The 22446-nt window shown below is 38.8% G+C and carries 20 protein-coding genes; 15 read left to right on the top strand and 5 right to left on the bottom strand.

What is annotated here, in order from left to right:
- The first annotated feature begins 28 nt into the window (after positions 1 to 28).
- The 4 genes from ACWTVK_RS05990 to ACWTVK_RS06005 all read left to right on the top strand — a co-directional run bounded on the left by ACWTVK_RS05990 (position 29) and on the right by ACWTVK_RS06005 (position 5087).
- Positions 29 to 1597: an ABC transporter substrate-binding protein gene (locus ACWTVK_RS05990; protein ID WP_456046270.1), complete on the top strand. Its 1569-nt coding sequence runs from the start codon at positions 29 to 31 to the stop codon at positions 1595 to 1597.
- A gap of 12 nt (positions 1598 to 1609) precedes the next feature.
- A complete protein-coding gene (locus ACWTVK_RS05995) occupies positions 1610 to 2407 on the top strand; it encodes an ABC transporter ATP-binding protein (RefSeq protein WP_303939370.1) in 798 nt (265 codons plus the stop codon).
- Positions 2400 to 3215, top strand: a complete 816-nt coding sequence (locus tag ACWTVK_RS06000) for an ABC transporter ATP-binding protein (RefSeq protein WP_456046271.1) — start codon at positions 2400 to 2402, stop codon at positions 3213 to 3215. The genes ACWTVK_RS05995 and ACWTVK_RS06000 overlap by 8 nt, the downstream gene beginning before the upstream one ends.
- Positions 3216 to 3533: 318 nt before the next feature.
- The gene (locus tag ACWTVK_RS06005) at positions 3534 to 5087 is read left to right on the top strand and encodes an ABC transporter substrate-binding protein (protein ID WP_456046272.1); all 1554 of its coding nucleotides are present in this window, start codon (positions 3534 to 3536) and stop codon (positions 5085 to 5087) included.
- A gap of 109 nt (positions 5088 to 5196) precedes the next feature.
- On the opposite strand, the gene ACWTVK_RS06010 is transcribed toward ACWTVK_RS06005, so the two are convergent.
- Positions 5197 to 6132, bottom strand: coding sequence for a DUF3829 domain-containing protein (locus tag ACWTVK_RS06010; RefSeq protein WP_105084960.1), 936 nt, complete (start codon positions 6130 to 6132; stop codon positions 5197 to 5199).
- Positions 6133 to 6447: 315 nt separating this feature from the next.
- On the opposite strand from ACWTVK_RS06010, the gene ACWTVK_RS06015 reads away from it, so the two are divergent.
- From ACWTVK_RS06015 to ACWTVK_RS06050, 8 genes are all read left to right on the top strand, one after another.
- Entirely contained in the window at positions 6448 to 9351 is a 2904-nt protein-coding gene (locus tag ACWTVK_RS06015; RefSeq protein ID WP_456046273.1) for a DUF3427 domain-containing protein, read from the top strand.
- A 6-nt stretch (positions 9352 to 9357) separates the two neighbouring features.
- Positions 9358 to 9762, top strand: coding sequence for a (deoxy)nucleoside triphosphate pyrophosphohydrolase (locus tag ACWTVK_RS06020; RefSeq protein ID WP_105084958.1), 405 nt, complete (start codon positions 9358 to 9360; stop codon positions 9760 to 9762).
- 120 nt (positions 9763 to 9882) lie between these two features.
- Positions 9883 to 10428, top strand: a complete 546-nt coding sequence (locus ACWTVK_RS06025; RefSeq protein ID WP_456046274.1) for a hypothetical protein — start codon at positions 9883 to 9885, stop codon at positions 10426 to 10428.
- Positions 10429 to 10680: 252 nt separating this feature from the next.
- The gene (locus tag ACWTVK_RS06030) at positions 10681 to 11499 is read left to right on the top strand and encodes a sulfurtransferase (protein WP_456046275.1); all 819 of its coding nucleotides are present in this window, start codon (positions 10681 to 10683) and stop codon (positions 11497 to 11499) included.
- A gap of 13 nt (positions 11500 to 11512) precedes the next feature.
- Complete coding sequence (locus ACWTVK_RS06035; protein WP_456046276.1) at positions 11513 to 11737, top strand: hypothetical protein; 225 nt, start codon at positions 11513 to 11515, stop codon at positions 11735 to 11737.
- 149 nt (positions 11738 to 11886) lie between these two features.
- Positions 11887 to 12642, top strand: coding sequence for an exodeoxyribonuclease III (locus ACWTVK_RS06040; RefSeq protein WP_054748264.1), 756 nt, complete (start codon positions 11887 to 11889; stop codon positions 12640 to 12642).
- Positions 12643 to 12710: 68 nt separating this feature from the next.
- Positions 12711 to 13400, top strand: coding sequence for a 7-cyano-7-deazaguanine synthase QueC (gene queC, locus ACWTVK_RS06045; RefSeq protein WP_456046277.1), 690 nt, complete (start codon positions 12711 to 12713; stop codon positions 13398 to 13400).
- Positions 13401 to 13870: 470 nt separating this feature from the next.
- A complete protein-coding gene (locus tag ACWTVK_RS06050; RefSeq protein WP_024065885.1) occupies positions 13871 to 14362 on the top strand; it encodes a QueT transporter family protein in 492 nt (163 codons plus the stop codon).
- Between the two features lie 84 nt (positions 14363 to 14446).
- On the opposite strand, the gene ACWTVK_RS06055 is transcribed toward ACWTVK_RS06050, so the two are convergent.
- The 4 genes from ACWTVK_RS06055 to ispE all read right to left on the bottom strand — a co-directional run bounded on the left by ACWTVK_RS06055 (position 14447) and on the right by ispE (position 19172).
- Positions 14447 to 15703, bottom strand: a complete 1257-nt coding sequence (locus ACWTVK_RS06055) for a Glu/Leu/Phe/Val family dehydrogenase (protein ID WP_308519027.1) — start codon at positions 15701 to 15703, stop codon at positions 14447 to 14449.
- 277 nt (positions 15704 to 15980) lie between these two features.
- Positions 15981 to 17441, bottom strand: a complete 1461-nt coding sequence (locus ACWTVK_RS06060; protein ID WP_456046278.1) for an alanine/glycine:cation symporter family protein — start codon at positions 17439 to 17441, stop codon at positions 15981 to 15983.
- A 145-nt stretch (positions 17442 to 17586) separates the two neighbouring features.
- Positions 17587 to 18279 carry a GntR family transcriptional regulator gene (locus ACWTVK_RS06065; protein ID WP_105094212.1) on the bottom strand — a complete coding sequence of 231 codons (693 nt, stop codon included), beginning with the start codon at positions 18277 to 18279 and terminating at the stop codon, positions 17587 to 17589.
- Positions 18276 to 19172 (bottom strand): 4-(cytidine 5'-diphospho)-2-C-methyl-D-erythritol kinase, encoded by an 897-nt coding sequence (gene ispE, locus ACWTVK_RS06070; RefSeq protein ID WP_456046279.1) that lies wholly within the window; start codon positions 19170 to 19172, stop codon positions 18276 to 18278. Before ispE ends, ACWTVK_RS06065 begins: the two co-directional genes overlap by 4 nt.
- Positions 19173 to 19377: 205 nt before the next feature.
- Between ispE and ACWTVK_RS06075 the strand changes: the two genes are divergently transcribed.
- The 3 genes from ACWTVK_RS06075 (at position 19378) to ACWTVK_RS06085 (ending at position 22438) form a co-directional block, all read left to right on the top strand.
- Complete coding sequence (locus tag ACWTVK_RS06075; RefSeq protein ID WP_456046280.1) at positions 19378 to 20307, top strand: YitT family protein; 930 nt, start codon at positions 19378 to 19380, stop codon at positions 20305 to 20307.
- Between the two features lie 83 nt (positions 20308 to 20390).
- On the top strand, positions 20391 to 22028 hold the full coding sequence (locus ACWTVK_RS06080; RefSeq protein WP_456046281.1) for an alpha-D-glucose phosphate-specific phosphoglucomutase: 1638 nt from the start codon (positions 20391 to 20393) through the stop codon (positions 22026 to 22028).
- 134 nt (positions 22029 to 22162) lie between these two features.
- Positions 22163 to 22438 carry an ACT domain-containing protein gene (locus tag ACWTVK_RS06085; protein WP_024065891.1) on the top strand — a complete coding sequence of 92 codons (276 nt, stop codon included), beginning with the start codon at positions 22163 to 22165 and terminating at the stop codon, positions 22436 to 22438.
- Positions 22439 to 22446 lie beyond the last annotated feature (8 nt).

A 22446-nucleotide genomic window follows, 5' to 3' on the forward strand; every position in this document is an offset into this window, starting at 1 on the left:
TATATGTAATGGTACAAGGAGATTTTACATGAAAAAATCTTGGAAAAAGGCCCTCTTAGCAGGTCTTAGCATTGTAATGATGGGTTCCTTCATCGCTGGTTGCGGCTCTGATAATAATGGTGCTGCTAATAAGGATGTTTTAAAAGTTGGTGTAACTAACTTCGCATCCACATTAGAACCTACAGAAAACTTCTTCGCATGGGTTGTCATGCGCTATGGTGTAGGCGAAACATTGGCGAAGTTTGATGAACACATGAAACCTCAACCATGGATTGCATCTAAATGGGAAGTATCCCCAGACCATAAAACGTGGACTTTCACAATCAATGACAAAGTGAAATTCTCCAATGGTAAAAAAGTTGATGCTGCAGCTGTTAAAGCATCTATCGAACGGGCTTTTGAAAAATCCAATCGTGCGAAAACATTCTTCGAATATGACTCTATGGAAGCTAATGGTCAACAATTAGTTATTCATACAACAAAAGAATATCCTAATATGCCTGGTCTTTTGGCTGACCCATTATTCTTAATTGTTGATGTCCAAGCTGAAAAAGATGGCCGTAACTTTGCTAAAGAAGGTCCTATCGGTACAGGTCCATATGTAGTTAAATCTTTCACAAAAGAACGTGCTGAAATGGCGGCCAACGAAAATTACTGGGATGGTACAGTACCTTTCAAAACTGTAGAAATTCCTTCTATCGACGATCCTAATACGCGTGCTATGAGCTTGCAATCTGGCGATGTTGATATGGCGGTTAACATCGGTGCTGGTGAAATCGGCTTATTCCAAAATAACGATAAGTTTAAGGTGGATGAAATTGCATCCCTTCGCGTAGTATTGGCTCGTATTAACGAAAAAGGGATTCTTGGTGATGACAAAGTTCGTGCTGCTGTTATCTCTGCCACAGATCGTAAGAACTATGCTGATGTATTGTTAAAAGGTACATTCATTCCTGGTTCTGCTCCAATTCCACCATCCATGGACTATGGATTCAATGAATTGAAAGATCCTAATGCATATAATCCTGAACGCTCTAAACAATTGTTAGCGGAAGACGGTTGGAAAGATACTGATGGCGACGGCATCCTTGATAAAGATGGTAAACCATTAACATTTGACTTCGTAGTATATAATTCTCGTGCTGAATTGCCACTTTATGCAGAAGCTGTTCAAGCTGACCTCAAAAAAGTTGGTATTGACATGAAAATTAAAACAGTTGACTATAACTTGATCGATAAAATGGGTCAAGATGGCGACTATGATATGCTTATTTCCAATATCGTAACGGCTAATACAGGCGATCCAATCTGGTTCTTGGCTAACTACTGGCATACAAATGACAATGGTTCCAACCCTCAAAACGGTTCTGGTTATTCCAATCCACAAGTTGACCAATTGTTAGATGCTGCTGAAACTGAATTCGATCCTGCAAAACGTCGTGACTATGCAATTCAAATTCAACAATTATTGATGAATGATGGTGCTGCATTGTTCTTAGGTTACCCTAAAACTAATATCGTTACTGGTTCTTACTTGAAAGGTGCTGTCATGTACCCAAGTGACTACTACTGGATTACTAATAAAATTACAAAATAATAAGGAGCTATAATGGCAGAAAACATACTAACTGTAGAGAACCTTAACATCGCGTACCAAGGTGTGCCTGCTGTTATGGATGTAAACTTTACCTTGGAACGCGGTAAGGTATTGACCATTGTAGGGGAATCTGGATCCGGTAAAACTACCGTGATCCGTGCCCTCATGGGTTTGTTGCCTATAGGTGGTGAGGTCACAGATGGTACCATGATCTTTAATGGTCAAGATCTTCGCACCCTATCTAAGTCAGAATGGAGAGCCATACGTGGTAAAGATATGGCCATGATTTTCCAAGATAGTGGTAGTGCACTCGATCCGATTGTGCGCATTGGTAAACAATTTAGAGAACTATTTAAAGCTCATATTGAAATCACTAATGATGAATGTGATCGTCGTGCAATTGCTTTGTTAGAGTCTGTGGCATTACCTAATTGTGCAGATATATTGTGTCGCTATCCTCACGAATTATCTGGTGGTCAACGCCAACGTGTGGGCATTGCTATGGCATTAGCGATGGATCCTGCGTTATTAATTGGTGATGAACCTACATCTGCTTTAGATGTAACAACACAATCACAAGTTGTTATGCAAATGCTAGAACTTGCTAAAGAGCATAATTCTGCTATCGTAATGGTTACGCATAACCTTGGTGTAGCGGCCTATATGTCCGACTATATCATTGTTATGAAAAAGGGTCGTGTTGTTGATGCTGGCACACCTCAAGATATTTTAGAAAATCCATCTAATGAATATACGAAACAATTAAAAGATGCGGTACCAACATTGGGAGGAGGTCGTTACATTGACTAACTACGCTGTAGAATTAAAAAATGTATATAAACGATTCCCACTTCCTACTGGTGGTGAGCTCGAAGCATGTAAGGATATCAATATTACCTTAGAAAAAGGCGAGTCCCTTGGGGTTGTAGGTGAATCTGGCTCTGGTAAAACGACTTTGGTTCGTATGATCATGAAGATGCTGCCTATTACAGAAGGCGAGATTTATGTAGACGGTGTAGAGATTCAACATATGAACTCTGAGCAAACAAAAGAATACCGCAAGAAAATTCAAATGGTATTCCAAGATCCATCTGCAGCCTTCAATCCGCGTATGAAGGTAAAGGATATTATCCTTGAACCGTTATACAATTTTGGGCTTCTTGAAAAAGGAAAAGAAGAACAAATCGCAGGTGACTATCTTGAAATGGTAGACCTACCTCGCGAATTTATGCATCGTTATCCTCATGAAATGTCTGGTGGTCAACGTCAACGTGTTGCCATTGCTCGTGCTATCGTACTTGAACCAGAAATTCTCGTATTAGACGAGGCTACTAGTGCTCTAGATGTGTCTGTACAAGACTCCATTGCCTATTTATTGGCGCGTTTACAAAAGAAGAAAAATTTAACATACCTATTTATCGCTCATGATATTGCGTTCATTCGTACTATGTGCCACAAGGTGGTCGTAATGCACAAAGGCGCTATTGTTGAAGAGCTAGATGCATTTCACTTAGCTGATGCGAAGCATCCTTATACAAAAGTTCTATTGAGCTCCATCTTTGAAATTGGCCAAGATCATAAGCCACTTACTTTAGAAGAAGCGGCTGTAGAAGCATAGGACTTTGGCACAACGTATCCGACTTCTCATTGTAGCGATCGCCTAGTGTATTCGACTAGAGGATTCGCCTACTAATATGGGTAAAATACAATAGGTACATATATAATAGCAGTTAGCTTTAGAGCTAACTGCTATTTTTGTATGTTACGAATCTATACAGATTTTCTCATATATATAATTATATCGAAAATTTTCTTAGAAATGATTGTGTTAACACTAAATATATAGTATAGTTGACTAAGCAACATACCCCCATGGGTATAATTGGAATATGCTCATATGAAGTGATATACATATAGAGAAAGGTTAGGTGTGTGAATGAAAGGATTACGTAAGGCGTTACTGATTAGCATGATGCTTGGTGTTACGATCCTTGGTACTGTAGGCTGCATAAATCAATCATCCGATTCATCTAATGATGTATTAAAGGTAGGGGCAATTAGCTTTGCGGGTACCTTGGAACCAACAGAAAACTATTTTAGCTGGGCTGTTGTACGGTACGGTGTTGGCGAAACACTCACCAAGTTTGATGATCATATGAATGCCAAACCATGGTTGGCATCCTCTTGGAAACAAAGTGATGACAAGCTGACCTGGACTTTTACCATCAACGATAAGGTTAAGTTCTCTAATGGTAATGCCCTTACTGCTGAGGCCGTAAAGGCGTCTTTGGAACGAACCTTTGCGAAGAGTAAACGGGCAAAAACATTCTTTAATTACACTGAAATGACGGCTAATGGTCAAGAGCTTACAATTAAGACTGATAAGCCTTATTATAATTTGCCAAATTTGTTGGGAGATCCATTGTTCCTTGTTATGGATGTAACTGCTGAGGCAAGTGGTCGTGATATTGCGAAGGAAGGTCCTATTGGGACTGGGCCTTATGTAGTGACATCATTTACAAAAGAGCGTGCTGAGCTAGCACGGAATGATAACTACTGGGATGGCAAGCCAGGCTTCGGTAAGGTTGAAATTCCATCTATTAACGATGCCAATACACGAGCTATGGCATTGCAAGCGGGTGATGTAGATATGGCTGTTAGCATTGGACCTGGCGAATATGGTATCTTCCAAAACGATAAGAAATTTACTATTTATGAAGAATCATCCTTACGTGATGTGTTCGTTCGGATGAGCCAAAAAGGCAAGCTTAAGAATGCTAATCTTCGAGCGGCTCTCATTGCCGGAGCAGACCGTGAGTCTTATGCAAAGAACCTTATGAAGGATACCTTTGTTGCCGGTAAGGCTCCATTGCCACCGTCCATTGATTATGGATTCAATCAATTGCGGGACCCTAATAAATATAATATTGAACGTGCTAAAGAATTACTTAAACGTGAAGGTTATATTGATACAAATGGTGATGGTATTGTAGATAAAGATGGTGAAAACCTAGTACTTGATTTCTATGCCTATACATCTCGACCTGAATTGCCATTATATGCAGAGGCATTACAAGCGGACTATAAGAAAATCGGTGTAGATTTACAAATTAAAATCGTAGACTATGCTGTGATCGATACATTGGCGCAATCTGGAGATTACGATATGCTCATCTCTAGTGTAGTTACTGCTAATACTGGCCAACCTGTATGGTTCTTGAAACAATACTGGGGGACAGGTAGTGATACAAACGGCTCTGGATTCTCTAATCCACGTTTCGATGAATTATTAGCTCTTGGTGAAAGTGCCAACGATCCGGTGGTACGCCGTAATGCAGTTATTAATGCACAACAATTGATGCTAGATGATTCGATAGCACTCTTCCTTGGATATCCTAAGATTAATATTGTAGGAAATAACCATATTGATGGTATTAAAATAACTCCATCTGAATATTACATCATTACGAAAGATTTAAAACGGAAATAGTTTTATTATATAAACCTATAGTAATGAAACTTGTTAATATAATTTAAAGTAGTTGTAGACATATCAAAAGAGAACTAGCCATGTGAACTAGTCCTCTTTGTGTAGTTAGTTATTTTTTCTTTTGCTCTGTTGCATCAAGTTCTGCCATATTTACGACATTTGCTTTACCAACCATTTTGTTATATTTTATAAAAAGTTGTGTATATGCTTCGCCGTAGGAAGAATTGATGATGATATAGTTACGAGCCTCTGCGACAAATTCTTTTACAGAATCTTGATACTCGCGAACCGCATTTTGTGTTTCTGATGTTGTACCAGGTTGTAATTTGTTAATGCGTTGCGTGATTTGTTGCAAGTTTGCTTCAACCTTTTGGGTATCCGTATTTCCATCTGGATCGATAAGGTCGATTGTTTGGGCAGTCATGAGATTTAACTCGATGAAGTTAACTGCATTTTCACGTTTTTCACCTTGATATTCAGTCATGCGTTCTGTATAGAGCTCATTATTACGATTATCTAAGGCTAAATCTAAAGCGTTGTATGTAGCGTAGAATTGTTCAGCTAGAGGTACATACTGTGCCGCTAACTCATCGCTACCTTTGAAATTATCTTTTTCAAAACGACGTTCTACATAGTAGGCTTGCAATTGATCCGCAACAGGAATCAATTGATCTAGCACTGCTAATACATCATTAGTTGATTGATTTACATCTTCGTATGGAGTAGGGCTATCTTGCTTTGCAGCCTCTAATGCTGTTTTAAGATCTTTGTATTTAGGTAATGTAATCGTCGTGTTATGGGACCCATTACGTAACTCTTCGAGCGTTGGTTGTAATTGATTTGCATAGGCTACACTGTACGCGTTATATGAGTCTAATGCGACGATATAAGGTCGGATAGCGTTGATCTTGTCGTCAACGGTTGATCGATATAAAATTGTCGTTGTATTGGATGACAAGAGTGTATACACCCCGTAGATCCCACCACCGATAATAGCGATGCCAAGTATAACGGCTGCTATTAACTTGATGTACCCCTTTTTCAACTGCGCACGCTCCTTGAAAACACACTAACTCTTTTTGGATCCGTTTGGGCGGACTACGCCCCTAAGAGTCATTAGTTATATTATATCATAAACTTAGGTCCCAAAAAAGACGTATAGAGCGGAGAATCATAAGGAATAGATGAAATTATGTTATGTGAACATGTATTAATATTTGTAATTAGTGATTTGTAGAGGGATAGCCTTAAAAGGCTTTCACATAAATAAGCTATTCTGCATAAAAATATATTTCTCTAGACGCTGCAGCTGCGGCTGGTATAATAGCAAGTATAGTATTCATTATATGGGGAGTTTTTTATGTCAGAATCGAATCGTTTGCTCAACTTTGCTACATCTTCAGAACTCATAGCAAATGGGGAAGGGCGCAATGTGCTATCTGCTATAGAAGATGGCTTGCGTAATTGTGATGAGTTTTTAATATCTGTAGCATTTATAACACCAGAAGGATTACTAACATTAAAGCCAATACTTAAAGAGTTAGAAAATCGAGGCGTACATGGTCGCATATTAACAACAGATTATCTTGGTTTTAATAGTCCACAAGTTCTAGAAGATTTAGGTAATCTAAAGAATATTGATTTGAAGGTATATTGTACTACTCAAGGTAGTGGACATGGTTTTCACACAAAGGGATATATTTTTAGGAAAGATGAATCCTATCAAATTATAATAGGTAGTTCTAATTTAACTATTAATGCGCTAAAGAGCAATAGAGAGTGGAATACCCGTTCTGAAGTACATGGTAGCGATACTTATGCTCGAGAGATTAATGAGGAATTTGAACTGTATTGGAATTCAAAATTTGCCATTCCTTATGAAGAGTTTATACCTTGGTATAAGCCTAGATGGGTTCGTCCAGAGCGTTTTTCACAAAGGTCTGTAGCGGAACAATTTAAGAAGGTAGATTTACCGGCCTTAGAACCTAATATGATGCAACAGCAGTTTATTGCCAACTTTAATGAATTAAGAGCGAATCATGCTAAACGAGGACTTCTAATTTCTGCTACGGGGACGGGGAAAACCTATGCAGCGGCTTTTGCGATGCGCGAAATGAATCCGAAAAGAATATTATTTATAGTGCATCGAGAACAAATAGCAAAACAAGCAATGGCAAGTTTTTCACGGGTTTATAATGATCCATCTATAACGTTTGGGTTAGTATCTGGTAATGTTAAAAAATATGATGCTACCCATGTATTTTCTACAATGCAAATGATGGGGCGTTATGATGTAATGAAACAATACGATCCAAAAACTTTTGATTGTATTATTATTGACGAAGTACATCGTGCAGGCTCTGAAAGTTATCAACGTATTATCGACTATTTTAAACCACAGTTTCTATTAGGTATGACTGCAAGTCCGGAGCGGACTGATGGTTATGATTTATATGAGCTCTTTGATCATAATATTATTTATGAAATTCGATTACAACAGGCTCTAGAGGAAGATTTATTGTGTCCATTCCACTATTTTGGTATTAGTGACTTATGGGTTGATACAGACGAACCGATTGGTGATATGGAGGTTACTTTTTCTAATTTATCAACAAAGGAGCGTGTAGATAAAATTATTGAAAAGATTCGCTACTTTGGACATAGTGGTAGTCGAGTAAAAGGCCTGGTATTCTGCAGTAATCGCGTTGAAGCAAAGGCTTTATCTGACGCTTTTAATGAGCGGGGGATTTATCGCACGGTAAGCTTGACGGGTGAGGATAGCCAAGAAATTAGAGAGAAAACGATCGCTCGATTAACAGGAACTGGGGAGTATCAAGGTAGACTTGGTGAGCAGTTAGATTATATCTTTACTGTAGATATATTTAATGAAGGCGTTGATATACCTGAAATCAATCAAGTTATTATGTTACGTCAAACTGAAAGCCCAATAATTTTTATTCAACAGTTAGGGCGTGGACTTCGTAAGTTTGAAGATAAGGAATATGTAGTTATCCTTGATTTTATTGGAAACTATACAAATAACTTTATGATTCCCTTGGCACTATCTGGTGATAGAAGTTATAACAAAGATACATTGCGTCGATATGTACAAGCAGGTAATCGTATTATCCCTGGTAGCTCAACAGTACATTTTGATCAAATTGCGAAACAACGTATTTACGAATCTATTGATACAGCAAAGTTTTCTGATATGAAATTAATAAAAGAAGCCTATTTTAATTTGCGCTTTAAATTAGGCCGTATTCCTAGAATTTCTGATTTTGCAGAGCATGGATCTATTGATATTAGTCGGATTTTCAATAAATTTAAGTCTTATCATAATTTCTTGATAAAAATTAAAGATAAAGACTATGATGTATCATTTACACCTATTCAGGAACGGATGTTACATTTTATATCTCAAAAACTAACAACAGGAATACGTGTACGAGAGCTATTAGTATTACAAGCATTATTAGAAGAAAAGCAGGATGTTATTACATATGTATCTAATGAGCTTTTAAATACATATAATGTAGAATTATCTGAGCATGGGCGAATTAATCTCATTAATGTTATGATAAATCAATTCGGTGTGAAAGCGGCACAAAAAACATTTGAAGATAGTGTATTTATTGAATTATCTAATGGTCGTTATGGAATATCTCAAGCATTTAAAGATGCATTAGAAAATAGTAATTTTAAAGAACAAGTGCAAGAACTTGTCGCCTATGGTTTGAAACAGTTTGATGATAAATATAAAGGTAAGATTTATCCGAATACTCCTTTTGCTTTATATGAAAAGTATACCTATGAACAAGTGTGCCAATTATTAGAATGGCCTCAAAATGAAGTGCCATTGAATATTGGGGGATATAAATTCCATAAGGAAACAAAGACATATCCTGTATTCATCAATTATCATAAAGCAGATGATATTCAAGATACTATTAAGTATGAAGATAGATTTGAAAATCCAGGATTATTAAAAGCTATTTCTAAAAATAAACGATCATTTTCTTCTGATGATGTGCAGACTGCATTTAATGCTGATGCCTTAGGTGTTTCTATGCACTTATTTATGAGAAAGAATAAGGATGATGAAGAGTCTAAAGAGTTTTACTATTTGGGTCCTATTCATTCTACAGGACGAGAACGAGCTAAAGAAATCTTTATGGCAAATGGTACTATGGCAGTAGAGCTAGAGTATCAACTTGAAGTGCCTGTACGGGATGATATTTATGATTATATTATTAATGGGTAAGGATATATGAGTGAAGAACGAAAACATATTGAAGTTGTAGCAGCAATTATCAAAAAAGATAATACTATATTAGCTACTCAACGTGGTTATGGTGATCTAAAAGATGGTTGGGAGTTTCCAGGTGGTAAGGTTGAGCCTGGCGAAGCTCACGAGGTAGCACTCAAAAGAGAAATACATGAAGAACTAGAAGCCGAGATTACCGTTCTGGAACATATTATTACTATTGAATATACAGGATATGAGAAGTTTGATTTAACAATGCATTGTTATTTATGTTCTTTAGTAAATGACTCTGATATTACTCTATTAGAACATGAAGCGGCAAAATGGCTTTCAAAAGAGAATTTATACTCAGTAGATTGGTTACCTGCTGATATTGATGCAGTAGATGCGATCTCTAAACGTTTATAATTATTAGTGTTAGTATAAACTCTAGTTTTATTATGTGATGAGCTTCAGAAAATTGATGCTATCTAATAAAGGAGCTCTAGATTAGAGCTCCTTTTCTTTAGTGTTGAGAGAGGATAATTTATGTTGTTACGTCTTATTAGACTATTTACTTTAATTGTTACTTTTGTTTGTATTTCCAGTGCAACATTTGCCATTTCTTTAGGTGAGTTACAAAATTCACCACAGTTTTGGCGTGAGCGGCATAGCAGTAGTGTTGATGTGTATCTCGATTTAAACTCTATACAAAGTACACTTTATAACCCTCCAAAATATACTTTAAAATTTAAGGTATATACAGTTGATAAGAAAGATAAGTATATTGGTGAAGGCAATGTTATAGCCGACTATGATTATAATAAGTCCATAGAAGGCATAATAAAAAGGAATAACTTAGCAAAAATGCCGTATAATTCAGAAAAGGTTAAGTCTACCGTAAAAAAAGCAAAGTTAAAAGATTCGGGAATTGTAAATAGCCTTAAAGTTAGTGCTATTTATGACTTTAATGGGAAGGAGATATACTCTGGAAATCCAATTAAGACAGCTGAAAATATCAAAGTTGATGCAACTTCAAGTGGATATATTATCTCAGTAAAGGCATTTAAACAATATTATAAAGTTACCTTTTAATTACACTGTGGGAATTCTTTTCTTTTATAATTGAAATACATTAGCATACAATATAAAGGTACGCCTATAATACTATATAGGTGTACCTTTTATTTGTATGGATAGGATATTTGTGATGTGAAAGAGCTATTAGAACATATTAGCGTATTGTTTAAATTATATTTTGATACTCATTGTCCATACTTTCATATCGTTATATAATAATATTATCAGATTTGTATTTTTCGATATAATTAATGAAAGGAGTACAACATGTCAAATTTTATCACTCCTAAAGAATTATTAGCTTGTCTCGATGAGGTTATCATCTTAGATGCTCGAGGTTATCAAGATTATAAAAAAGGTCATATTAAAGGCTCTTATGCGGTGGATTTGGATAAGGATTTAACAGGTCCTTTGGGCGAGCATGGTGGCCGTCATCCGTTGCCAGATATGGAGCAGTTGGCTCATACCTTTGAGTCTTATGGTATTACTCGTGAATCTAAGGTTGTCGTATACGACTCTTGGCTTTTCTTGGCAGGACGCCTTTGGTGGACGTTGCGCTACATGGGCTTAACTGATGTACGCGTATTGTCCGGTGGCATTGAACGTTGGGTCAAGGAAGGTCATCTTTTAACTAAAGAGCCGACTCCATTACCTACAGAACCTTCCGTTTTTAACTATGAATTGCAAACGCATATGGTTATGAGTCGAGATGAGGTTCTCAAGGCTAGTGAAAGCGGCGATCATGTTATCATCGATGCTCGTGCACCGTTCCGCTACGATGGGTCTCAAGTAGATACGATGGATGGCATGACTGGTCACATTCCTGGTGCTGTTAATCATTTTTATGAAAGTGGTTATACCGTAGATGGTCCTAAGTCTGTAAAAGATTTAGAAGCCGAGTACTATAATGAAATCTACCAAAATAGGCCTGTTGTGACTTACTGTGGCTCAGGGGTAACCGCTTGTAATGCTCTGTTAACTATGAGCGAAGTAGGGCTTGAATCGGCTTTATATGTTGGTAGCTCTAGTGATTGGGTAACCTATGACGGTTTCCCACTTAAGACTGGTGTAGAAACATTACGATAATACAGGAGGGCAAATGAAAATATTAAAACATCTACTAACTCTTGTTGCGTTTGGTTATTTGTGTTATCACATCTATACCTTCGGGCCCGGCATGTTTAATGTTACGGTGTTGGTAATTCTTGTTTTATCTTCCATAGCTAATTATTTCCGTGAAAAACGTGAAAGTGATCTTAAAGCAAACGAAAACGCTCGAAAGGCTCGTGCGGAAGCAAGACATGCAAAGAAACACAAACTATAGTAATGTACAACTTTCTGGCTGAACTGTATAACATACTATAATTGCTAGTATAAATAAGAATATTTTTGAAATATAAGGAAAATGTTGAAATAGAGGCTTTCACAAACTATATTAGTATGTAAAAGCACTATTAGAATAAGGAGTAAGCATTGAAATTAATTTCTTGGAATGTAAACGGCCTTCGTGCCGCTGTAACAAAAGGATTTATGGAATCCTTTAACGAACTAGATGCGGATATTTTCTGTTTACAAGAAACAAAATTGCAACCTGATCAAATTTCTTTGGAATTGCCAGGCTATGAGCAATACTGGAATAGCGCTGTGAAAAAAGGCTATAGTGGTACGGCTGTATTCACGCGTATTAAACCGTTGTCCGTAACTAACGGTATTGGCATTGAAGAACACGATCAAGAGGGTCGAGTTATTACTGCTGAATATGACAATTTCTATTTAGTATGCTGCTATACGCCAAATAGCCAACGTGAATTGGCTCGTCTTGAGTACCGCATGACTTGGGAAGATGCATTCCGTAACTATTTGCTTGAATTAGATAAGAAAAAACCAGTTATTCTCTGTGGTGACCTTAACGTAGCCCATCAAGAAATAGACCTTAAAAATCCTAAGACAAACCGTAAAAATGCAGGCTTCTCCGACGAAGAACGTGCAAAAATGACAGAGCTCTTAGGTGCTGGTTTCACAGATACATTCCGTCATCTTTATCCAGATGCTATTGAAGAATACAGCTGGTGGTCTTATATGGGTAAGGCTCGTGAACGAAATACGGGATGGAGAATTGACTATTTCATCACCTCTAAACGTCTTGACGACAAAATTCAAGAAGCTAAAATTCACCAACAAATCTTTGGCTCTGATCACTGTCCAGTAGAATTAGATATCGATTTATAATATATTGAAAGTATAATCTACAGCCTCATCTTAGGATGGGGCTGTTATAATAGGTGAAAGGAGATAATATGGCTCAAAAACAAAAGGCTGTTGTCTTATTCAGCGGTGGGGTAGATAGTACTACATGTTTAGCGCTAGCTATTGAAAGATTTGGCAAAGACAATGTAGTGCCGTTATCCATTCAATATGGTCAAAAACATAGTAAAGAACTAGAGGCTGCTGCATCTATTCTCGCTTATTATGGAATTGAAGGTAAAACGATGGATGTCACTAAATTGTTTGCCTTCAGCAATTGCTCTTTATTGACCCAATCCACAGAGGCAATACCTCAAGGTTCATATAAGGAACAACAAGAGGCAGAAGGAGAAGGTACGGTTAGCACCTATGTGCCATTTAGAAATGGTCTATTCCTATCTGCGGCGGCTTCCTTAGCCTTATCTCTAGACTGCGGCTATATCTACTATGGTGCCCATAGCGATGATGCGGCTGGCAACGCATACCCAGACTGTACAGAACACTTCTATAAATCCATGGGTGATGCTATCTTCGAAGGATCCGGCAAAGAATGCTCCTTAGAAGCACCATTCATCAACCATAACAAAGCAGACGTCGTAAAAGAAGGCCTACGACTCGGCGTACCATACCACCTAACATGGTCCTGCTACGAAGGCGGCGACAAACCATGCGGACACTGCGGTACCTGCATCGACAGAGCCGAAGCATTCCGCGCCAACGGCGTTGAAGACCCAGCCCTATAATACCCGTAAACTGGCTTACATTAGTAGCCGCCATTTAGGCGGCTACTTTGCATATAAATTAATAGGTAAGATACTATGTTTGATTTTAGGCGGACAGCTACGTCACTAATATTAGACTATTTGTTGATTCGCTAAATTCGCAGTGGCAGGAGATACCTTTTCAAAGAGCGACTTTGGCAGGTCGAGGCCCTTGGCCGATGACCGTATAGCCAGTGGAGCGATGAGGAAAGGTATCTCCTACCACCCCGTCCTTTCAAACTTAACACTAATAGTAGATTTACATACAAGTCCGCCTACATCTAAAGTAATTGCGAAAATATTAGATATATGGTAATATTAGTATTGCCTAAAGGCGACAACTAAATAAGACAGTTTGAAACCATCCTGTCTCTAAACAAAACTACGGAAATTCATAAGCATTTATAGCATGGTAGTTTTGCCATGCTTTTTTATTTGAGGAGGTGAGTGTTATGATTACTACACGTAAATTGACTATTTCTGCCATGGTTGTGGCATTGTACATCGTTGTACTATATTTAACGCAAAGCGTTTCTTTCGGAGCGTATCAAATTCGTATAGCAACATCATTATATGCACTTGCTTATGCCTTTCCGTTTTTGGTAATTCCAATGGGGATTGGTAACCTCATTTCTAACTTCCTATTCGGTGGTCTTGGTATCCTCGATATGATGGGAGGTTTTGGCGTTGGTATCTTAACAACAGGTATAATCGTAGGTATGCGTAAGCTTGGCCTTAGCGCTTGGTGGGCGATTCTACCAATTATCTTTGTTCCAGCATTATGTGTACCGTTATGGCTCAGCCCATTACTTGGCCTTCCATACTGGCCATTGGTATTGAACCTCATCGTAGGTCAAACAATTCCAGCAGTGCTTGGCTCTGTTTTGGTGAAAGCATTGATCAGCCGTCCTAGCATGGCTGCTTTATTAGGTGCTTTCAAATAAAAAGTACATAGACAAATAAAAAGGCGTAAGCTCGATGTGAGCTTACGCCTTTTTTATGGCTAAATGTTATGGAGGTTGAAAGTATTAGCAGTTGTAGCCGCGCCATTTAGTTTCTACTACGAGGCGCTCAAGGGCAACCATGTACGCTGCTTGACGAGGCGGTACATTGTATTTATGTTGCATTTCCCAAACTGCTTCAAAGCTATTTTGCATATTTTTAGTTAACCGTTCATTAACTTCTTCTTCAGTCCAGTAGAAGCTAGCTTTGTTTTGGACCCATTCATAGTAGGATACAACTACGCCGCCGCCGTTTGCAAGAACGTCAGGAATGATGTCGATACCTTTTTCATAGAAGTATTTGTCTGCATCATTAGTAGTAGGGCCATTAGCACCTTCCAAGATGATTTTAGCTTGGATGTTTTCCATGTTGTCTTTGTTCAATTGGTTTTCAAGAGCTGCCATGTACAATACATCAACTGGTTGAGCCAATAATTCTTGAGCGCCAATTGTAGTCATACCTGGCTCGCTGTAACCTTCAAGGGAACGACCATGGGAGTTAGCATATTCGTATGCTTTTTCCACATCAATACCGTTAGGGTTGTAGATGTTAACGCTTACGTCGCCGATAGCAACAACTTTAGCACCTTCTTGCGCGATGAGACGAGCACCTACGGAACCTACGTTACCGAAGCCTTGAACTGCTACAGTAAGATTTTTGATGTCTAAGTTTTTCTTAGCTAAGTAACTTTGTAATGCGATGAGACAGCCGCGACCAGTCGCTTCATTACGACCTAAGGAACCGCCTACTTCAATAGGTTTACCAGTAACGATACCAGGGCTCCATTCGCCTTTTAATGTGCTGTATTCATCAGCAATCCAGCTCATGATTTGGGCGTTTGTATTTACGTCTGGTGCAGGCACGTCAGTATTTACGCCAATGATAGGAGCAATACGACGTACAAAGTTACGAGTCAAGCGTTCTAATTCGCGAGGGTTTAAAGTTTTAGGATCAACTTTGATACCGCCTTTACCACCGCCATAAGGGATGTTAGCAATCGCGTTTTTAATAGTCATCCAAGCTGCTAATGCACGAACTTCATTTTCATCGGAATCTGGATGGAAGCGAAGACCACCTTTAGCACTGCCGCGTAATGTGGAGTGTTGGCAACGGTAACCTTCGTATACGCGAACTTCACCATTATCTAGTTGAAGTGGTACAGCTACTTTAAGTTCTCGTTCAGGATGACGCAATACTTCGTACTCACTACGAGAATAACCGAGTTTTTCTGCTGCTACATCTAACGTATTTAACATGTTTTCATAAGGATTATAACCACTCATAATAACCTCCTGTATATAAGGGTAAATTAAGTTTTGCTAATTTTAGACATACTGTAGTATTCGACGTTGTATACATAATACCCTTTATAATTTTATAACTATATTCTATAGTTTTTAATGCTTGAAAAGTGTATAGAATATAGATGTTTACTGTGATTATAGTCACTTCTGGAGTTAGAGGTAAATCGTAGTTTTTACAGTATAAATGGATACTTTTACAAAAAATAAAAAGAGACCGATGAAAGATACTTTCACCGGTCTCATAAGAGAATATATTTTATTTTTCCATTGTATCTTCCACTGGCGTAGGAGGTACAGAAGAGTCTGTAGTTTGACCGTCACCCCACCATACGATACCGTATGTATGATTAAGAACAGAACGGTTAAATACAGGTGTTTCGATGCCTGCCTTGCGCTGTTTGATATAGTCATCAAGAGCAAGACCTGCAGTACGTCCCATACGTACGATGGAACTAATATTAGTTAATACTAAGAAGGCCATGAATAAATCGGCTAAATTCCATACTAGATCAAGAGAGGCGATGGAGCCTACAAATGTCATGATGATTACACCGATACGGAATAAATGAAGATAGAATCTCTTTTCTGTTAAGTGGCTAATATTAATTTCACCATAGTAATAGTTACCAATTAAGGAACTGAAGGAGAACATTACGATAAAGATTGCTACCGCTGTTGGAGCCCAAGAACCAAGTTGTTGTTCGAGGTTATGTTGTACTAGCGCAACACCAGTTAAACCTGTTGTGCTATAGTCGCCAACCATGAGTACAATGAATGCTGAAGCTGTACAAATGATAAATGTATCAAGGAATACACCAAATGCTTGTACAAGACCTTGTTCAACAGGATGGCTAACAGCCGCAGTAGCCGCTGCATTAGGCACAGAACCTTCACCGGCTTCGTTGGAGAATAGACCACGTTTAATACCATTCATTACAGTGGCACCTAATAAGCCACCACCTGCTGCTACTGGTTCAAAGGCTGAGCTAATAATAGTATAAATAACATGTGGGAATTGGGTGATGTTCATAATGACTACGAATAATGCAGTAGCAATATATAGTACAGCCATGATAGGAACGATGATTTCAGATGCTTTTGCAACGCGATGAATACCACCAAAAATAATGAGGCCAAGAAGTATTGCTACAACGGCACCGGTGTAGGATACATCAAAGTTGAATACTTGAAGAGAGGCAGCTAATGTGTTCGCTTGTACTGAGTTGTAAATCCAACCGTATGTAATACTGATCAAAATTGCAAATAAAATAGATAATGCTTTGTTGTTTAAACCATAGCGAATGTAGTATGCTGGGCCGCCGTAAAAGCCGCCTTTAGCAACAGGTTCTTTGTAGATTTGTGCCAATGTAGATTCGATGAAACCTGTAGCAGCACCAATAAGAGCGATAACCCACATCCAGAAAATAGCACCAGGACCACCGAGTACAACAGCAATCGCAATACCTGCGATGTTACCAACACCTACACGAGATGCGGTACTAACACAGAACGCTTGGAATGAGGATACATGATTTTTTTCTGTAGAACTACCTGCACCATTGATTACGAGGCGAATCATTTCTTTGATCATACGAATTTGTACAAAATTCGTTGTCATTGTAAAGAAGAGACCTGCGCCGATGAGGATAAAGATGATGAAATAACTCCATAAATAGCCATTTATGGTGGATATAGCATCATTGAGCATTGTTTCCATAAAAACGCTCCTTTCTCATAAAAAGAATTCTTATAATTATTAATGATATTGTATCAATTTCTATAGACTATGTAAAACAAAATCCCTCACAAGAGTGAAGGATTTTATTAATAGTTTATTATTGTATAGCAACTAAGATGTTTCTTTAAGCTTTAGTAAATTCCGGTGATTCCTCCATGCCTTGTAATAAGGTTTGTTCGGAATGTTCCATGTGAATTCTTGCCAACTTACGAGCTTGAGTAGCATTATGTGAAGCAATGGCCTCTACCAATTGACGGTGTTCTTCCCATGTCTTTCTTAGCCGGCCCGGTTGATTCATGGAGAAGCTACGGAATCGATAGGTTTGCTCCCGCAAGTTGTGAACGATGTCCGCTAGTCGTTCATTGCGAGAGGCTCGGTATAGAACTTCGTGAAATTCCACGTCTGCTGTTACGACGGATTCCATATCTTTGTTTTCCATATGGTCGCCGATCTCTACGAGCATTCGTTCTAGTGTTTCGATTTCCTCTTCGGTTATGCGTTCAGCAGCAAGGCCTGCTGCGAGTTCTTCTAGAGCAGATCGAATTTCAAATACTTGAGTAATATCCTTTAAAGATATATTGGCCACGTATGTGCCACGGCGAGGAACCATGACAACAAAACCTTCGAGCTCAAGCTTACGAATGGCTTCGCGGATTGGTGTACGGCTCACACCGAGTTCTTCAGCTAGAGGAATTTCCATAAGGCGTTCGCCCGGTTTTAACACGCCGTCTTGAATGGCTTGACGTAATGTTTCACTTACGACTTCGCGTAGAGGTTTATACGCATCTAAGCGTATTGGTTGTAACCGTTTTGTCATGGTAAGTCCTCCTGTGTACATGTTTTTGTAATGAGCGATAGCCAATCATGGCCGGCTGCTTTGATTTCTTCTTGCAGTTGTAATGCTTCCATTGGTTTATCCAGCAATACCACCATTGTAGGGCCACTACCGGTCATGATGGTTGGATAGCCGCGGCTGGTAAAGAACTCTTTACAAATGACAAGTTCTTCGTGGTCAGGGAATAGTAGTTCTTCAAATGTATTAGCACTAGCAAGGAAAGCAGATTTTAAGTCATTGTTTTCTAAGTGATTGTGGACGGCATCTATGGTTTGCTTTGTTGCCACTGATTTACCATTGAATCGTCCATAAGCAGCCCCTGTAGATACAGAAACCTTTGGCTTTACTAGCAATAACCAATGTGGATCTGGAGATTTTCCGTATGTTAATATTTCACCACGCCCCGTGCCGCGTGCTGTACCACCTTGCAATAGGAATGGCACATCGGATCCAAGAGTAGCACCGATTTGTAAAAGTTCCTCTTGGGTGAGTCGTAAGTCCCAGAATCGATTGAGACCTACTAACATAGCTGCCGCATCAGCACTACCACCGCCAAGACCTGCTTGAATAGGTACCCGTTTTAATAGATGGATGGCTGCGCCTGCCTTGCAGCCCGTATATTCTTGGACTGCTCGTAATGCTTTGAGGGCAAGATTTTCTTCACCGTAAGTAACTAATTTTTGCATATACTCAGGCAATTCTGGAGCGCCACCGGAGAAAACTACGGAATGATGCTTCGCAAAATAAATGGAGTCGCTAAGGCGAATGGATTGGAAGATAGAGTCGATATCGTGATATCCGTCTTCACGCTTGCCCGTAATAGCAAGTCCAATATTGATTTTACTGCAACCGAGTTGCTCAAAACTTTTACTCATGATAGCCTCGTTTGTAACATATAGAATATATGCAATTTATATGTTTATTTTATACTCTTATAAAGTGATTGAAAATAACCATTAAGTGGTTTATGATGAATTTGTATACGCATATTGTTTTATTACTAAATGTATTGTAAATAGCGTATGTTTTAGTTAGTTCATTATAGAATATTTATAGTGAAATGGCAATTTGGAGGGAGCTATGTTCGCTAAGTATAAAAGTGTTATCTATGAAAGCCTTATGGTCATCCTTGGATGTGCCATATTTGGTGCCGGCCTTGATGCCTTTGTATTGCCACACAAATTGGTGAGTACTGGTATTAGTGGGGTAGGCTTGATTTTGTATTATTTAACGGGCTTATCCGTTGGTTCTTGGAATATGATTTTAAATATTCCTATATTCTGGGCTGCTTGGAAATGGCTAGGCACCCGTGTTGTTATCAAAACCTTGTATGGCACATTGATGCTGTCTTGGATGGTTGATTTATTTAACTTCTTGCAATATGACATGATTATTAAGGATCCTTTGTTGAGTTCCATGATGGCTGGTATTACTACTGGTGTAGGCCTTGGCATTGTGTACCGCGTAGGTGGTAACACAGGTGGGCTTGATCCTATTGCACTCATTGTACGCAAATATTATGGACTTCAAATGGGGTCCATTAATAGTGCCATAAACTGTGCTATCCTTGTTGCCGCAATTGGTGTTGTTGGCCTTGAAGCCGTAGCGGTCACACTTATTAGTGTCTATGTGTATACCATCATTACGAATAAGGTGGTTATCGGGTTTAATCAACGAAAGGTAGCTTTCATCATTACCTATCGTACCGATGATATCTGCGAATGCATCATCAAAAAGGTTGGCCGTGGAGCCACTATTATTAATGGTGTGGGTGCCTATACACGGACGCCGAAGCAAATCGTTATGGTAGCCGTTAATCTCTTGCAAGTAAATAAATTAAAAGAGGTTATTCAAGAGGCCGATCCAAATGTATTTATTTTGATAACCGATGCACAAGAGGTTATTGGTCAAGGCTTTACGCAGCCTATTATACCGACTGAAGTATGTGAACAGTTGAAAGATAAGAGTACTACACAAGAGGACAATACAGAGACTGTACACAATCAATAAGTGCGTATTTGTCATCTCATCTTAATTATGTGTAAATATAATGTTTTATGAATGATATATACAGTTGAGATTAGGAGGTTCCTATGGCTCATAAATTAGCAGGTATGCCTGTACAAGAACAAGATATTATTGATGTGCAAACATTGGTGGATGCATATTTTGATAATGCACCGGATGTAACGGATCCGACACAACTCGTATCCTTTGGTACATCTGGTCATCGTGGTACCTCTTTGAATGGTACCTTTACAGATTTACATGTAGCAGCTATTACGCAGGCTATCTGTGATGGTCGTGGACAATTTGGTGCGACAGGTCCCATTTTTGTGGGCCAAGATACACATGCTTTATCTCAGCCTGCATTAGTAACAGTGCTTGAGGTCCTTGCCGGTAATGGCGTGGTTGCAATGGTTGATGCGGATATGGACTTTGTGCCTACACCGTCAGTGTCTCGTGCTATCATTCGGTATAATGAAAGTCATTTTGATAAGGCGGATGGTATTGTTATTACACCATCTCATAACCCGCCAGATAATGGGGGTATTAAGTATAATGCTACCAATGGTGGCCCTGCGGATACGTTGATAACGAAATGGATTGAAACTCGCGCCAATGAGTACGTTCGTGCTTATTGTGAATTAGAAGGGTTCAAACGTATTAGTGTTGATAATATTGAACCAGATCAACAAGTTCCGTATGACTACAAGGGTTTATATGTTGAAGAGTTATCTTCTATCATCAATATGGAGGCTCTTCAAAGTGCTAAGCCTAAGGTTCTTGTCAATGCATTAGGTGGTAGTGGCCTCGGTTATTGGCGGGCTATTAAAGAACGATATAATCTCAATATGGATATCATCAATGATGAGTACGATCCAACCTTTAGCTTTATGACTTATGACCATGATGGTAAGGTGCGTATGGATTGTTCCTCTGAATATGCGATGGCGGATGTAATTAAACAAATTGGCAATTATGATCTCGCTGTTGGCAATGATCCTGATTATGATCGCTATGGTATTGTTACTACAGAGGGTCTTGCTTCTCCAAATGCGTTCCTTACGGTTGCTGCAGATTATTTGTTTACGACCCGTGGTTGGACTGATAAAGGGGTAGGGAAAACAGTAGTTTGTACTACGATGATTGATAAATGGGCAGCCCTTAAAGAGGTACCTGTTTATGAGGTTCCAGTAGGTTTTAAATATTTTAGCTCTTTATTATTTGATGGTGAGATTGGTATCGGTGGGGAAGAATCTGCTGGTGCATCGTTCCTCAAAAAGGACGGCACCGTATGGACTACCGATAAAGATGGCATGGTAATGGCTTTATTGGCGATGGAAATATATGCCGTAATGGGAGCCACTGTTGATAGGCTGTATAATAACATTGTTGAAGGTTGTGGAGATCCTCGCTTTGGTCGTATTGATGCGGCGTGCACAAAGGCGGCAAAGGCTAAGTTGAAGCAGTTGAATGCAAGCTCCATTACCGCTACTGAGGTAGACGGAGATCCTATTACTAATATACGTACTACTTCCTTGTATAAGGATATGCCAATCGATGGTGTTCGTGTAGAAACTGAAACAGGCTGGTTTGTAGCACGTCCGTCTGGCACGGAAGATTTGTATAAAATCTATGGTGAAAGCTATAAAGGGGATAAAGGTTTAGTGGCGTTATTGACAGCAGGAGAGGCTATTGTAACGGCTGCATTATCCGACGAAGTATAAAATACTGTTTTCGGGTGAAAACTCATGAAGATTTCACCGTAGAAAAGTAATAAATATGATATAATATATTAATATAGTTTATTGAATACCCTATAGGGGCTAAATAGTTTGTAGTGCTCAGAAAAGGTGATGTTATGAAATTAGTTGTTACCGTTGTCGGCGTTGACCGCGTTGGTATCATTGCTGGGGTTAGTACAGTACTTGCTAATCACGGTGTAAATATTATGTCTATTAATCAAACCATTCTTGACGGCGTTTTCAATATGATTATGATGTGTGAAACAAAGTCTGAAGATATAAAAGATTTGACCTCCATTCAAGAGGCTTTAACTACACTCGGTAAAGAACTTGGTGTTGAAATCCGTGCACAACATGCTGATATTTTCTTAAGCATGCACCGTGTAGGATAGGAGGCACT

It is taken from the genome of Veillonella sp. Ser01 (assembly GCF_053850375.1).